This window comes from Paenibacillus sp. FSL R5-0914, from assembly GCF_038004525.1.
GTDB lineage: Bacteria > Bacillota > Bacilli > Paenibacillales > Paenibacillaceae > Paenibacillus_AQ.
In genome coordinates this window covers 20,246-34,606 of record NZ_JBBORH010000005.1, presented here as the reverse complement: position 1 = coordinate 34,606, position 14,361 = coordinate 20,246, and the positions used below count along the sequence as shown (strand labels likewise).

The following is a 14,361-nucleotide window of genomic DNA, read 5'->3' as shown; positions in this document are numbered from 1 at the left end:
TTTTTAAGAACGCAGTTTGGCTGATTCTTTCAATACTTCCTGTGAATATTCGTGAATATATTCCGTTAATTCTCTAAGCTTCTCTAAAGAAGCCTCCGGGAATAAACCATGACCCAGATTGAAGATATATCCCGGCTCTTGTACCCCTTCATCAATTAACGCTTTCGCGTGCTCCTTCAAGACGTCCATCGGCGCTGTAAGTAAATACGGATCCAGGTTGCCTTGAATCGCAAATTTCCCACCGGTTCTGCGTCGACCTTCGGACAAGCTCACACGCCAGTCCACCCCGATTACATCCGCTTGAAGCTTCGTAAGACTCGGTAGCAATTCGCCAGAGCTTACGCCAGGAAAGTATATTTTCGGTACATCAAGATCGGATAATTCGGAAAAAATACGAGAAACCGTCGGTAACACATACTTTTCAAAATCGCGAGGCGCAAGGGCACCGACCCAGCTGTCGAACAATTGAAACGCTTTTCCACCACTACGCACGTGACTGCGGAGGTAAGCGATAATCATATCGCCGAGCTTGTCCATCAGCATTTCCCAGACACGGGGTTCACTGTACATTAGCTCTTTAGTCCGAATATATCCTTTGGAAGGTCTGCCTTCGATCAGATAGCTGGCAATTGTAAACGGTGCGCCTGCGAAAGTAATCAAGGGCACGTCCAGCTCCTTATCCAGAATTGCAATCGTCTCCAAAATATGTCCGAGATCGCCTTCAACATCAATGGGCTTCAGTCTCTCGACATCTGCTGCAGAGCGAATCGGATTCTCGATCACAGGGCCAATATCTTTGACGATATCAAATTTCACACCGATAGAAGCGACCGGATTCATAATGTCTGAATACAAAATGGCCGCGTCCACACCTAGCTTGCGCACAGGCATCAAGGTTACTTCAGCCGCCAACTCAGGCTGTTTGCAGATTTCAAGCAATGAGTACTTTTCCTTGATTTTACGGTACTCGGGATCATAACGGCCGGCCTGCCGCATGTACCATACGGGAACGTGCTCCGTATCCTGCTTTCTGCAGGCGCGGATAAAAGTGTCGTTGTAGGTCATGATAAGATCTCCATTATATTTTATAAGATTTTTTAAAATAAACGCTTACCGTCCTAACAAGGACGCCGATGGCGTTTATGCTTGATCGGCATACTTACTATTATGCCCTTTTTAAAAGGTTGTAACAAGCAAAACGAAGATCGTGGAATGACAATCCTATGACATTACTATGACATGTATTGCACTTTTGAAGCTAAAAAAATGATATACTGATAAAATGTCTATTTTTCTGTGAATCATGTATTTTCTGAAATTCTTTGAAAGGAAGTGAAAGCACTTTGAAGAAATGGGAGACATGGAAGGTCAACCTCTTAGTGCTTTGGTTCGGACAATTCTTGGTAAATGCCGGAATGACGATGATCACACCGTTCCTGACCTTGTATCTTGCTAAGGATCTTGGAGTTCAGGGTGAGCATGAAATTGGAATTTGGGCGGGCCTTATTTTTGCCGCAAACTTTTTAACTTCTTTCATTTTCCAGCCACTATGGGGAAAACTTGCTGACAAATATGGACGTAAAATCATGCTCCTGCGCTCCAGCTTTGGTATGGCTATCGTTATGGTGTTGATGGGCTTCGCACAATCCCCTATGCAGCTGCTCTTACTGCGACTGCTAAACGGTACAATCTCCGGCTTCAATCCCGCTTCCATCGCACTCGTTTCGGGTACTACTCCGAAAGCACGTATGGGATTTTCGATGGGGCTGATGCAGTCGGGTTCTGTTGCAGGTACCATCCTTGGACCACTTATTGGTGGTTTTCTTGCTGATTTAATCGGATTTCGTCCTATCTTTTATGTCGTTGGCGCCTTGCTCTTCATCGCCTCTCTGCTGGCATTATTTCTCGTTAAAGAGAAATTCGATCGTGCAGAAGCGGCACAAGAGCCACAGGTGTCAGTAATGGAGGGCTTGAAGGAATTGATCAAAATCCCTCAGCTCCCGGCGCTGTTTGGTGTAACCTTTTTGCTGCAATTTGCAATGATCAGCCCCATGGCCTTGCTGCCACTTTATGTTGAAAAGTTAAATGGGCCTGCTGAGAATATAGCCTTTTTAGCCGGAATGGTCAGCGCAGTTACAGGGATCTCCAACATGCTGGCTTCCCCCTTGCTCGGCAAGCTGAGTGATAAAGTCGGCGCACACCGCATTCTGACCTACGCGTTAATCGGGGCTTCGCTATTCCTGATTCCGCAAGCATTCGTTACTAGCGTGTGGCAGCTAATTATTGTCCGTTTTCTCATGGGGATTTTTATGGGCGGCCTTTTGCCCAGCGTTAATGCGCTTATCCGGTCTTATACCCCTGACGGGAAAGAAAGCCGCGCATTCGGCTTCAACGGCAGCACATTGTCACTGGGCAATATGCTGGGAGCTATCATAGGCGGCTTTCTATCTGGTTATATTGGTATTGAGGGACTGTTTATCATCTCCGGAAGCTTGTTGCTGTTGAACACCGTATGGGTCCGGGTTAAGCTATACAAAGCTACTCCGCCACGGCTATTTCGCTAATCTTCTGCTATTTCACCATTGCCAACGCTAGTCCATCATAGGCTGGCAGACAAGTGCTGATCAGACGGTCATCGGTGGCGATCATTTCATTGAAATGCCGTACAGCCAGAATGGCAGGTCCATTTCGATCTGTATTTAGCGTCCGTCCGCGGAGAAAGATATTATCACCAGCAATAATCGCTCCTGGATTAGCCATCTTGATGGCATATTCCAAGTAATTGGTATAGTTAATCTTGTCTGCGTCGATAAAGAAGAAATCGAACTTAGCGCCCTCTGCTTCAAGTGCCTTCAGGCTGTCCATTGCAGGACCAATTCTATATTCCGTAGAATCACCGAATCCGGCCAGTTCTAAATTACGGCGAGCAAGCTCGGCATAATCGGCCCTCAGCTCTAGCGAAGTCAGCGTGCCACCTTCAGTGAAGCCGCGAGATAAGCAAATCCCGCTGTAGCCGCCAAGTGCTCCAATCTCCAAAATACGCGTGGAGCGAGACAATCTAACAAGCATAGTGAGTAGTCTTCCGTACCCCGGCTCGACAGACACCTCCGGCATACCCGCTTGGACGATAGCTTCTTTTACCTGAAGCAGGATTTCGTCCTCGGTATAAAGTTGTTCACTGTATTCTTCTTGGGTAAGCATAAAGATTCTCCTTTGATGATCCCCCGTTTTCTCGAATGAAGGGATGACGGGGAAGATTTTATGATTTATGGAATGCCGGGCATTGTGAAGTGTCCCGCATTCCCCTATACTTGTATGGATGCTTTTCTTAAAATATAAGAAACCATAGCTTCACGCTATTGTTTATGTCTTATATTTTTGCGAGAAACGCTTATCGTCTTTAAAGGACGACAATGTCGTTTCTTCTTATTGTACTGGCTTTTTGTATTTATCTACAAGTTAAACGGAGTTGAGAGTATTTGAGCAAATTACAATTAATCGCTACTGCCCCTATGGGATTAGAAGCTGTAGTAGCGCGCGAATTAAACGAACTGGGTTATGAGACCACGGTCGAGAACGGTCGTGTATTGTTCAGTGGTGATTATATCGACATCTGTCGCTGTAATTTATGGCTGCGTACATCCGACCGCGTATTAGTAAAAATGGGTCAATTCCCCGCTAAAACCTTCGATGAGTTATTTGAGGGTGTTAAAGCGCTGCCTTGGGAACACTGGATTCCCGAGAATGGAGAATTTCCGGTTGAAGGACGATCCCATAAATCACAACTAACGAGTGTACCCGCTTCCCAAGGGATTGTCAAAAAAGCTATCGTCGAGAAGCTGAAGCTCTCCTATCATACGGACTGGTTCCCAGAGAACGGACCTCGATATGTGATCGAAGTGATTCTGTTAAACGATATCGCGCTTATTACGCTAGACACCACCGGACCTGCTCTTCACAAACGCGGATACCGCAGACAGGCTACAGAAGCGCCACTGAAGGAAACGATGGCAGCCGCTTTAATCCAGCTTAGCCGCTGGAATGGCCACCGTCCGCTATATGATCCATGTTGTGGTTCGGGAACATTGTTGATAGAAGCCGCGATGATCGCTTGGAATATCGCACCGGGACTACGGCGTTCCTTCCCTTCAGAACATTGGCCAGTCATCCCTAAGTATCTGTGGGAGGAAGCTCGCGAAGAAGCTTTCGATGCCGTGCGAGATGATTATCCATTGCAGCTAACCGGCACGGATATCGATCCTGCTGCTATAGAAATTGCTGAAGCCGCTGCTAAAAGCGCCGGCCTGTCCGGAGAAATAACCTTCACCGTGATGGCTGCCGCCAAAGCAAGACCCCAAGGCGAATACGGCTGTATCATTACCAACCCGCCATATGGTGAACGGATCAGTAATGATAAAGAGGTGGAGAAGCTGACTCGCCAGTTTGGTGAAATGATGCTGTACCTACCGACTTGGTCATTCTTCGCGATTAGTCCTTATAAGGAATTCGAACAATATTACGGCCGTAAAGCGGACAAGCGTCGCAAGTTGTATAACGGACGTATTGAGTGTCAATATTATCAATACTTGGGTCCACTTCCACCTAGAAATCCGAAATAATTCGGAAGACAATTACGCCAAGCATGAACGGCTTCGGCGTCCTTAAAAGGACGGTAAGCGTTTATGCGAGAAATATAAGAACGGACATCTACCTCGATTGAGGACGGTGTCCGTTTCTTCTTACATACTCAACTTCTGTGCTAGGAGGCTTTAACGTGTCACGAGATCCATTTAGTAGGATCAGCTCATCCATAACGGATAGAATGATCACTATTGTCCGCTCCCGTTATATTGGTTACATCCTTTTTCTTGTCCTTATGCTCGCTAAGCTAATGTTTCTTCACAGCGGCCTGCATGCCCCTAATATTGATATGAACCGTCTCGACAAGCTCATTGCTCTCGGTTCAGTTATGCTGTTATCATTTTGGGTGTTATGGCTCCCCCGACGTGGACAAACCATAGCCCTGATAATCATAAACGTGCTCCTGACATTACTTATTTATTCTGATATTGTCTACTATCGCTACTTTCAGGATTTCATCACCGTTCCCGTTCTTTTTCAAGCCGGACAGATGGATGCACTTGGCGGAAGTATCTTTGCACTACTCCGTCCCTCTGATCTCTACTTGTTCGCGGATTGGCTGATATTTCTGGTTTACACCATTTGGGTAGTGTTATTCCGTCGGAACACGCCTGCCTATAATAATGGACAGCCTTCCTATTATGCTCGCACAAGTCATTTTCGTCCCTCTTCACGCTTTATGAGAGGACTAAGACGGAGCGTTAACGGGGTCGTTGCATTGGTATTAGGCTGTATTCTGACCTTTGGCCCTATCCACTCTTACGCCACTACGTGGGCCAAGGGTTTATTCACTGGTAACTGGTGGAGCTTGGCGATGTATAACGTTACTGGACTCATTGGATTTCACGGTTATGATATTTACTTGTATGCCAAAGATCATTTAGGCCCGCAGCCTGAGCTTTCACAAAAGGAAGCCAGCTCCATGAAGCTCTGGTTCAATGAACACAATGCTGAGCAAAGTGTTCTTAACGACAGCTTTGGAAAATACAGCGGAAGCAACATCGTTGTTATTCAGGCCGAAGCTTTTATGAATTTTGTAGTGGGACGATCGATCAATGGACAAGAGGTCACACCTAATTTGAACGCTCTAATCAAAGAGAATACCTACTTCAGTAATTACTATCATCAGACCTCACAAGGACGAACCTCCGATGCGGATTTCGCCTCGAATGGTTCACTGTATCCGCTGGTCTCCGGCTCAGTATTTGTCCGTTACCCGGATCATCAATTTGACACGTTACCTGCCATTTTGAAGTCCAAGGGCTATAGCACCAATGCCTTCCATGCGTATGAAGGAAGCTTCTGGAATCGGCAGATTATGTATAAGGCGATGGGGTACGACCATTTTTATAGCAAAAAAGACTTTAAGATCGACGAGCCCCTAGGCTGGTCATTGGGAGATAAATCATTCCTGCGGCAGTCCCTAAATATTATGGATTCTGTAGAATCGATCCAGAAGCCCTTTTACTCTTTTTTGACTACACTATCTAGTCATCACCCATATTCTCTCCCTGCGGCTAAGCAAGGGCTTGATACCGGGGAGTTTAAAGGTACCATCTTCGGAGATTATTTGCAGGCTGTTCATTATACAGATGAAGCTCTAGGTGAATTGGTGAGTGATATGAAGCAGCGTGGGTTGTGGGATAACACGATCCTTGCCTTTTATGGAGATCATGATAACTCGATCCAAGAAACCTCTTATTACGAACAATTTCTTGGTAAAAGCTTAAATAAGCTCGACATGCATCAAATCATGCATCAAGTTCCATTACTCATTCATCTGCCGGGTAATAACACCTCGGTGATTGATTCTAATCCGGCTGGTCAATTGGATCTCACACCTTCCTTACTCCATCTGCTTGGGATCTCACAAGATCCTTATTATCTCATGGGTAATAATCTGTTCAGTGGCAAAGAGCGACTTGTGACACTGCGAACCGGTGCCTTTGCCGATGCGAAGCGCTCCTATCTTCCAAGTGAAAATGGACAATTCAACAGTGGCACCTGTTATAGCCTCGACAGCCGCGAAGCCATTGACGTTGCGGGGTGCAGCACCGGGTTCGAGACAAGTAAGCAGCGACTGCAAATCTCAGACGATATCATGAAATACGATGGCATCAAGATGCTCCGAAAGGAAGAATCTGCACCATAAAAATTTCATTTATAAAACAAAAAGCCCTAAACTCCGTCATCAACACGGGTTTAGGGCTTTTTAAGTTGATGGATAAGACCTCTGCATTATTTCTGAACGGCCGGTTGCTTGATAAAAGCTTCTACCTTCTTCAACACTTCTTCCTCTGTTGGAGCACTCACATAACGACCATTAACATATACAAAGGCCCGTTTGCCACATGGACCACAGTACGACTTACAGCCGACCTTGATCTCTGCATCAGGCGCCATCTTTTGCAGTTTGGGTATGATACTCTTCAATTTCATAAAATTACATTCATCGCACACTTGTATATCGTTAGCCATGGAGCAACCCTTCTTTATGTCCCAAATTTAAGGCGAAACGTTTAGTGATCGCCGTGATTACCTTTAGACGGATTAGTAATAACAAAACCTTCTTCAGGAAGATATAAATAATCAACGACCACACCATCAAGGAGCGGTTGATTCGGATCAAGAATAACATCGATTTCTTTATCTGTCGAGACTACAACATCATTCTCATTAGGCGTGTCCAAATCCAGTCCGTAGTGAGCATGATCACCGTGAGCATGCGTAATAGCTACGCGAAGCTTCAACTCGCTGTTTCCTTCAAGTTCCATTTGTTTCTTTATCACTTTAGCCGCATTGCGGGTAATTTTGACCTTCATCTATCATCCATCTCCTAGTACTTAAATTAAATACTCAATTACCTATTTTAAAGGTAAATGATATCTAAAAGCAACTATATTAACAAATTAGATACACAATCCGAGGTAGATCTCACTTCACTGCCTCATTTTCCGGCCTGAAGTGCCGGGTATTTTCGTCCCATCCGTGACACGAACCAGCCCATAAGAAGCATCGTCACACCAATATCATCGATCGGTAAAAAAGGCATAAAATCCGGCAACACCCAATAGAGCAGTACTGGGATTGTGAATAAAAGCTTGTCCCCTATTGCGACTTTAGGGGAGATCACATATCGCCAGGAACTACTGAAGATAGTAGACCATTGTTTCAGTGACAGCAGTTTTTTCAGTTTCATAGTGACCCTCCTCCCAAGTAAAAAGGATACAGCCGCGGATAACGTGTAGTGACGACAGCGGCCATACCCTATGGTTTATGTTACGCAAGTTTACTGTAATTGTTTCATAATTATTTCACATTGGATAGTATCGTTCCCAAAATTAGACCCGTTTCTAGCGCCATATCCTCAAAATCTGCCAATGGCAACGGATTTTTACCGATCCCCAGCTCTACTGTAAATCCTGGTTTACGAAAGGTCTGGATGAACCAATCCTTATACCCGGCATCGCTGCCAGTTAATTCGACTGCACGATAGCTGCTCGCAGCGGCCAACCGTGTTGCTAATTCGCGGCTTTCGGGAGGTTCATATCCCCGGTAATTCCAGTAGATCTCTCCCCCTTGGCTATGCAAAGACACTGCAGCTTCTCCGGGCGCGTTCTCAGCAAGTACCGCTAGAGCGGCTGCCTCAGGTTCACTTAGCGCCTCAGGACCACTGTAATCACGCGGAGAGGGCAGGATTACACCACGGCGTTCCCGTTCCTCTTCCCAATGAGCAGGGAACTGATCCCCGAGATCCACACCGCGTATATTGGCCTTCCAATGGCGAAAACTCCGCCGTCCCCCGTTCCATTTCATAAGGTCCTCATAATAAGGGTGGCCTGGTAAAACGCCCTCCTGCACTAACTCCACGCCGTCAGGGTTAGCCATGGGTACAGCCCATAGGGTCCAATTATTGTACCATTCCTCTGGACGATGACCATTCCATGCCAAACCTTTAGCATAAGCTGCTGCATACTCTTCTATGAACGACATCAGGCAAGGCGAGGTCAGCCATTCATTAGCATGTAGAGCCGCATTAACATGCAAATGGCGGGTTCCATTGCCTATTTTAAGCACAGGAATTGGCTTGCCGAGCACACTGTTGCCAATTGGATGTGCTTGTATAAAAGGATATTGTGCAATCAGGCTGCTGATGTCGTTCTCAACATCAACCGGACCGTACTCTCCACGTAAGAATACCACTCGCTCTGGAATCGGAGGCGGAATGACGAGGACTTTTCCCGGTGTACAGAAGCGCCCTGAGGACACACCTGGATTAAGCTTCTCCAAATCATCTAAACTCACATTGAATAATGAGGTTATGCGTTCAAGATCATCCCCTTCCTGCACCGCATACCTTTTACGCGGCGAAGACGGTAGGAATAAAACCTGACCCGGATATAAATAAGACTGTCTCCCAACCCATGGATTGCCTTGAATGACATGCTCAGGGGTTAATCCATGCAGGGCGGCAATTCGGCTTACGGTATCTCCCCTGCTTGCAATATATTGTCGCATTAGGTCTCATCCTCTCGGCCTTAAATTGCTGATACGGTGGATACAAAAATAGCAGCAAACAGCACTTAACTCTATTGTATGCAAGAGCCACTACCCTGCATGAAGGAGAAATGAATCACAAGAAAATAGGCTGGGAATTATGCTTCTCAGCCTATTTTATCTTACACTCCGTAGAGTTTGTCCCTATTCAATTCAACATTGCTCTGCTTATAACGTGGATACTTGCCATACTACTGGGGTACGTTTAATTTGTTCTCCAAGCCAGTCTCGGGCAATTCGCTGAAACATTTCAGCATCACCACTGCAGAAGAACTGATGAATTGGACTTTCATCCCCGATGGACAGCTTGCCTTTATCGTATAAAATCGTGCTGATCTCACGAGCTGTCTCATCTGCGGAACTGATCAGTTTGACTCCCGGTCCCATGGTCTCTCCAATAGGCTCAACAAGAAATGGATAATGAGTGCATCCTAAAATTAAAGTATCGATGTTATTATCTTTAATGCCTTCCAATGCCTGCTCTACAATTTCATAACTTATCTCAGAGCGGAACATACCTTGCTCAACGAGTGGGACAAGTGCTGGGCAGGCTTGACTTACAACCTCAACAAAAGGAGACAGCTGCTTTAGTGCGTTAGTATAAGCCCCGCTGCCGATGGTTCCTATTGTACCGATCACGCCGACATGTCCGCTTTTGGTCGCGCTAATTGCAGCACGGGCTCCGGGATGAATCACCCCAATGACAGGGATAGAGACCTTGGCTGAGATATAATCGAGTGCCGCTGCTGTTGCGGTATTACAAGCGATAACAATCATTTTAGGATTAAACTGGATCAAATAATCTACAATTTGTTCTGTAAACAGTGTTACTTCCTCGGTCGAACGGGGTCCGTACGGAGCTCGGGCCGTATCTCCGAAATAAATGATTTTCTCCCGCGGGAGCTGCCTCATCACTTCTTTGACAACTGTTAGCCCTCCCACACCTGAGTCTAATATTGCAATAGCTTGCTGCACGAACACACCGCTTCCTTCTACTTGTTTTGTGTAGCTTATGTAAGCCGAAAACAAAATGTACCTGACTTTCAGCCCCAATTGCAGATATTACTCCTTTTGGACTCTTAGTTCAAGCCAAGACTTTTTCCATCATTTAACAGGTCTATAAGAATGAAATAAAAAAGCCACCTTCCGCCCAATGCGAAAAAGCGGCTCTATTAAAAGAGAATAAGTACTTTTTGACCGTAAAACCAAACACTCCATCCACTGTTTCATTATGCGATTTCGTTATTATCCTTGTCATCTGGCTGAGCTTCTTCAAGACTAGCTTCTTCACTGCTTACTTCTTCATTTACAGGCGATACCTCTAACTCCGTTACCTCTTCCAAAGTGGCCGCTGCCTCTTGAATCGTTTCTTCCGTAACAGTTCCACTTACTGCTACAGTAGCAGTATCTTCTTCTACAGCATTCGAACATGATTTGCTCCATTCGCGAACCTCATGGACTACATGACCTATAGAATCCTTAGCTTTGTCATACAGCTCAACGCTCTTGTCTCCAGCCTGCACGGCAATTCCCTGTACCTTTTCAATGCCAGCAGCTGTTCCTTCCGCAATATCCTTGCGCAGCTCTTTACCTGGCTTAGGCGCAAACAGAAGTGCTGTCACTGATCCAACCACACTTCCGACTAAAGCTCCCCATAACAAACCTTTTGTGTCCTTTTTCATCGTTTCATCTCTCCTTTAAATTCATTGCTCCCCGCTCTACCGGGCTAATGCCTATATCTGCTATATCATAAGCAGCAGGAGTTTGTCTTGTGACTAATTATTACGACTTTTCAGAAGTTTTGTCTGTTACATTTTTGGGTGCAATTGCGTATCGGCAGCATTGTCCTCCTTCTGCCATACATTCACTTCGTGTAACCTTAGCATCCAGCAATTCCTCAAATAGGCTATGCTCGCATTGACAAGCTTTACGATACTGAGTAGCCACCTGGCGAATCGGGCAGTTGTATTCTTTTATGACATACGAACCATCCTCTTCACGGTTCCACTCTGCCATATATCCACCAGCGTTTTGGATCGACGATAACTCAGCTACTCGCTCTTCCAAATTCCGGCGTTCCATCATCGGTGCATACTGGGTGAGCATCCGGCGACGGCGTCCCTCAAACAATGTATTAACAGCTTCCAATCCACTGCCATAATCCAATTCACGCAAAAGCTCCAAAGCCAGATTGTGATAGCTTTTTGGAAAATACTCTTCGGACTTCTCCGTTAAAGAATACATATGTAAAGGCCGCCCCATCGCTTGCCGAACCACTTTTGTCTTAGCAAGTCCCTCCTGCTCCAGCTGAAGCACATGACGACGGACACCCATCTCTGTAATTCCCAATTCTTCTGCCAGCGCGCCGATGGTCAGTGGTCCTTTCGTCTTCAGGAGCGTCATAATCAAGTGCCTTGTCGATCCATTTTCCTGCCCCATCTTCATCATAAAGGAACCCCCTCTCTTTCACGGCTACCGCCTATTTTATATGATTCTATCTTATGCTATTATAGCGTTACACCGGACCCAAGTTCCTGATCCAAATAATTCCCTACTTCAACAGCAAACTTCTCTAGCACCTCTGAAAGGATTGGTGTGAGCGGGTGTAGTGCTTCTCTTTCCCAGGCAAAATAATCCTGCACGAGCGGCTTACGAAGTGCGACAAGCTCTATCAATCGCTCGTAGATCTCACTTTTACCTAGCACTTTTTCTTCATGTATAATTGAAATGATATCCTCATAACTTCCGGCATCACGCATAATAAAACCGTCAATCAGACAACTACCAACGTCCGTAACCACCTCTATCGCCAGATGAAGGCAGCGTTCTTGTATTAGTCCGGTTAAAGTATTGCCATCCCATGAAGCTGTTACAGTCCGAAGACCTGTAGTTATATCTGGGATTTGAGCAAGAATGGTTTCGATTTGTTTGCGGTTGACATAATACACAGCAATACCCCCATGTCAAAAATAGTTAGAGAAATCTGCATTATCCCTACTTACCGCGTTTGCCGCGGCGTTTCAGCCAAAAGAACATAATGAAACATGCCGCAAGAAAAACGACCAAATAAGTTAACGCTTCCATCGGATACTCGAGCTCACGCATTCCTGTCACCGCTTCCGGTATAAAATGATGATGCTTGTTAATCAGTAGATCGCTTAAATTACGTAATCCACAGCAATTGAAAGTTCTTTAACTTCATTAATATGAGCTATAACTTCCTTATGCGCCGGATGAACCTGATAAGCCTGTAAATCATCTAGAGAAGCTACCACCGTAACTAAAGCAATATCAAAGGATCGATCAGAATGAATGATATCAGCACCCACTTCAATCGAAAGGAGCTGCGGGATTTTACCTTCCATATTTCGCAGTACGGCTACCGTTGCCGCAACGCTTTCTTCGGACCGGTCCTTCAATTTAAAAAACACAATATGCTTGATCATTCTATCTCGCTCCCTGTTGTAATATTGTAATTAGATATTAAAAATATATCATAAGCGTACGCGTTCTGGAAGAAACTTAAAAAGTGATGTCAGAAATAGCAGCATTAACCATTGCCGATGTATATGAAAGTGTTGTAGTATATTTTTAAAAAATCGGAGGAATTATGCCTAGTAACCAACAAGAAACTCATAATATCCAGGCGTGGTCTCTGATCAACCGCAAATATCTTGGACAAGGCGTTCGTGTAAAAAGATTCCGCCGTCCAAAGCGCAGCCAGATTAGAAACCGTGTGTTACTTGCTGTATTGATGGCTAAGGATATCAAACTTTCACGACTCGCAGAAGATCTTGGTATATCCTCTCGCAGCGTAAGCGCCTGGGTATACGAAGGTCGTATCCCTTCCAACAATAACATTGACAAGACCTGCCGCCTACTCGGGTACCCGCCCCACATTTTGTTCAATGAAGCACTGATTCGTCAGAGTCCAATTGTATGTCAACCAACTCCTTCACGATTTATGAAAAGAAGTATTACCAGTTCGCCCCGCAGCAATGTGATTCTAACCGGCCTCTGTATGGTTTACGATTTTTCCGTAACCGATGTAAGTATTTGGATAGGTGTTCATCCCGGGACGTTTCGAAAATGGTTGCACAGCAGCCATCTGCCTACCCCTGCTCTGCAGGAAAAAGCCGAAACCTTCTTCCGAATTCCACGACATATTCTATTTGCAGACTGCGGAACGCTCTAATGTGATCCTATCGCTTAATAAGTTCAAGGCCAGCCCTTCTTCCTTAATTAGGAGAAGGGTTTTTTGCCATATTTTTTTCTTAAAAAAGGGTCATACTACTGTTTAGGTACATTGTTCAGTACTAAAGAACGGAACAGGAGGCGTAAGATGAGACTTGACGGAATACTATCTGAAGGCTACACCGATACTTGGGACGTGGCCCCCGGTGTCATCGGACTACGAACCATGTTCGTAAATTGCGCATTCATCGGCCAGCCCAATTCGGACTGGATCATTGTAGATACGGGACTTAGCTCTTACACAAACAGAATTATAGATTATGCTAAGGAGAAGTATGAGAAGCCTCCGGTGGCAATTATCCTGACTCATGGGCATTTCGACCATATCGGGGGTGTGAAAAAGCTTATTGAGGAATGGAATGTACCCGTGTATGCTCATCCACTAGAAATTCCTTATCTAACAGGTAAAGCGGATTATCCTCCAGCCGATCCGGCCGTAGGCGGCGGGCTGATGAGTATGGTGTCCTCATTATTTTCACATCATGGCATCGACCTTGGATCAGCCATACATCCATTACCCGAAGACAGAACCGTCCCCGGAGCAAAGGGCTGGAAATGGATCCATACACCTGGACATAGTCCCGGACATATTTCACTATTCAGACCAGAAGATAAGTTACTGATTGCTGGTGACACCTTTCTTACAGTCAAACAAGAGTCCGTATTCGCAGTAGCTACCCAGCATCAGGTGGTGCACGGCCCACCCTCTTATTTCACGACGGACTGGGAAGACGCGGAAAAGTCGGTCCGCACACTTGCGTTGCTAGATCCTCATATCGTTCTCTCTGGACATGGGGTGCCTATGGAGGGTGAAAAATTATCTACTCAGCTTGCTCATTTATGCAAGAATTTCAAGGAAATGGCGTTGCCGGGTCAAGGGAAGTTCGTGTGATTTCCTTACGGGGTCCC

Annotated in this window: 16 protein-coding genes; 5 read left to right on the top strand and 11 right to left on the bottom strand. The window is 45.6% G+C overall.

Translation table 11 applies throughout. The annotated features are described in order from the left end of the window. Window positions 1–3 precede the first annotated feature (3 nt). Window positions 4–1,065, bottom strand: coding sequence for a uroporphyrinogen decarboxylase (gene hemE, locus MKX60_RS30460; RefSeq protein WP_042186799.1), 1,062 nt, complete (start codon window positions 1,063–1,065; stop codon window positions 4–6). Between the two features lie 278 nt (window positions 1,066–1,343). Here hemE and MKX60_RS30455 point away from each other — a divergent pair, with 278 nt between their 5' ends. Continuing rightward, window positions 1,344–2,564 carry an MFS transporter gene (locus MKX60_RS30455; protein ID WP_042126273.1) on the top strand — a complete coding sequence of 407 codons (1,221 nt, stop codon included), beginning with the start codon at window positions 1,344–1,346 and terminating at the stop codon, window positions 2,562–2,564. 7 nt (window positions 2,565–2,571) lie between these two features. Here the strand turns inward: MKX60_RS30455 and MKX60_RS30450 are convergent, their stop codons facing one another. Continuing rightward, window positions 2,572–3,201 (bottom strand): O-methyltransferase, encoded by a 630-nt coding sequence (locus tag MKX60_RS30450; protein ID WP_076283186.1) that lies wholly within the window; start codon window positions 3,199–3,201, stop codon window positions 2,572–2,574. Window positions 3,202–3,479: 278 nt separating this feature from the next. Here MKX60_RS30450 and MKX60_RS30445 point away from each other — a divergent pair, with 278 nt between their 5' ends. Further along, entirely contained in the window at window positions 3,480–4,619 is a 1,140-nt protein-coding gene (locus tag MKX60_RS30445; RefSeq protein ID WP_341061986.1) for a THUMP domain-containing class I SAM-dependent RNA methyltransferase, read from the top strand. A 203-nt stretch (window positions 4,620–4,822) separates the two neighbouring features. Then, window positions 4,823–6,793 carry an LTA synthase family protein gene (locus MKX60_RS30440; RefSeq protein ID WP_445670781.1) on the top strand — a complete coding sequence of 657 codons (1,971 nt, stop codon included), beginning with the start codon at window positions 4,823–4,825 and terminating at the stop codon, window positions 6,791–6,793. Between the two features lie 86 nt (window positions 6,794–6,879). Here the strand turns inward: MKX60_RS30440 and MKX60_RS30435 are convergent, their stop codons facing one another. The 9 genes from MKX60_RS30435 to MKX60_RS30395 all read right to left on the bottom strand — a co-directional run bounded on the left by MKX60_RS30435 (window position 6,880) and on the right by MKX60_RS30395 (window position 12,644). Further along, window positions 6,880–7,119, bottom strand: a complete 240-nt coding sequence (locus MKX60_RS30435; RefSeq protein ID WP_042126265.1) for a DUF1450 domain-containing protein — start codon at window positions 7,117–7,119, stop codon at window positions 6,880–6,882. 41 nt (window positions 7,120–7,160) lie between these two features. Further along, a complete protein-coding gene (locus MKX60_RS30430; RefSeq protein WP_042126263.1) occupies window positions 7,161–7,463 on the bottom strand; it encodes a HesB/IscA family protein in 303 nt (100 codons plus the stop codon). A 125-nt stretch (window positions 7,464–7,588) separates the two neighbouring features. Continuing rightward, window positions 7,589–7,840, bottom strand: a complete 252-nt coding sequence (locus MKX60_RS30425) for a hypothetical protein (RefSeq protein ID WP_076283188.1) — start codon at window positions 7,838–7,840, stop codon at window positions 7,589–7,591. A gap of 110 nt (window positions 7,841–7,950) precedes the next feature. After that, a complete protein-coding gene (locus MKX60_RS30420) occupies window positions 7,951–9,159 on the bottom strand; it encodes a M14 family metallopeptidase (protein WP_076283189.1) in 1,209 nt (402 codons plus the stop codon). Between the two features lie 207 nt (window positions 9,160–9,366). After that, window positions 9,367–10,173 carry a glutamate racemase gene (gene racE, locus MKX60_RS30415; protein WP_076283405.1) on the bottom strand — a complete coding sequence of 269 codons (807 nt, stop codon included), beginning with the start codon at window positions 10,171–10,173 and terminating at the stop codon, window positions 9,367–9,369. Between the two features lie 254 nt (window positions 10,174–10,427). Next, entirely contained in the window at window positions 10,428–10,880 is a 453-nt protein-coding gene (locus MKX60_RS30410) for a YtxH domain-containing protein (RefSeq protein WP_339270230.1), read from the bottom strand. Window positions 10,881–10,980: 100 nt separating this feature from the next. Continuing rightward, a complete protein-coding gene (locus tag MKX60_RS30405) occupies window positions 10,981–11,646 on the bottom strand; it encodes a helix-turn-helix transcriptional regulator (RefSeq protein WP_042186789.1) in 666 nt (221 codons plus the stop codon). 59 nt (window positions 11,647–11,705) lie between these two features. Beyond that, complete coding sequence (locus MKX60_RS30400; protein WP_042186787.1) at window positions 11,706–12,146, bottom strand: DUF86 domain-containing protein; 441 nt, start codon at window positions 12,144–12,146, stop codon at window positions 11,706–11,708. A 210-nt stretch (window positions 12,147–12,356) separates the two neighbouring features. After that, entirely contained in the window at window positions 12,357–12,644 is a 288-nt protein-coding gene (locus MKX60_RS30395) for a Dabb family protein (protein WP_042126253.1), read from the bottom strand. 164 nt (window positions 12,645–12,808) lie between these two features. On the opposite strand from MKX60_RS30395, the gene MKX60_RS30390 reads away from it, so the two are divergent. Beyond that, window positions 12,809–13,393 carry a helix-turn-helix domain-containing protein gene (locus tag MKX60_RS30390; RefSeq protein WP_076283191.1) on the top strand — a complete coding sequence of 195 codons (585 nt, stop codon included), beginning with the start codon at window positions 12,809–12,811 and terminating at the stop codon, window positions 13,391–13,393. A 147-nt stretch (window positions 13,394–13,540) separates the two neighbouring features. Next, window positions 13,541–14,344, top strand: coding sequence for an MBL fold metallo-hydrolase (locus MKX60_RS30385; protein WP_341061984.1), 804 nt, complete (start codon window positions 13,541–13,543; stop codon window positions 14,342–14,344). Window positions 14,345–14,361: the final 17 nt, after the last annotated feature.

Bases quoted from the DNA above. Each gene is read 5' to 3' on its own strand.
- hemE (WP_042186799.1), bottom strand. From the start codon at position 1,065: ATGACCTACAACGACACTTTTATCCGCGCCTGCAGAAAGCAGGATACG.
- MKX60_RS30450 (WP_076283186.1), bottom strand. From the start codon at position 3,201: ATGCTTACCCAAGAAGAATACAGTGAACAACTTTATACCGAGGACGAA.
- MKX60_RS30440 (WP_445670781.1), top strand. From the start codon at position 4,823: ATGATCACTATTGTCCGCTCCCGTTATATTGGTTACATCCTTTTTCTT.
- MKX60_RS30435 (WP_042126265.1), bottom strand. From the start codon at position 7,119: ATGGCTAACGATATACAAGTGTGCGATGAATGTAATTTTATGAAATTG.
- MKX60_RS30430 (WP_042126263.1), bottom strand. From the start codon at position 7,463: ATGAAGGTCAAAATTACCCGCAATGCGGCTAAAGTGATAAAGAAACAA.
- MKX60_RS30425 (WP_076283188.1), bottom strand. From the start codon at position 7,840: ATGAAACTGAAAAAACTGCTGTCACTGAAACAATGGTCTACTATCTTC.
- MKX60_RS30420 (WP_076283189.1), bottom strand. From the start codon at position 9,159: ATGCGACAATATATTGCAAGCAGGGGAGATACCGTAAGCCGAATTGCC.
- MKX60_RS30410 (WP_339270230.1), bottom strand. From the start codon at position 10,880: ATGAAAAAGGACACAAAAGGTTTGTTATGGGGAGCTTTAGTCGGAAGT.
- MKX60_RS30405 (WP_042186789.1), bottom strand. From the start codon at position 11,646: ATGATGAAGATGGGGCAGGAAAATGGATCGACAAGGCACTTGATTATG.
- MKX60_RS30395 (WP_042126253.1), bottom strand. From the start codon at position 12,644: ATGATCAAGCATATTGTGTTTTTTAAATTGAAGGACCGGTCCGAAGAA.
- MKX60_RS30390 (WP_076283191.1), top strand. From the start codon at position 12,809: ATGCCTAGTAACCAACAAGAAACTCATAATATCCAGGCGTGGTCTCTG.
- MKX60_RS30385 (WP_341061984.1), top strand. From the start codon at position 13,541: ATGAGACTTGACGGAATACTATCTGAAGGCTACACCGATACTTGGGAC.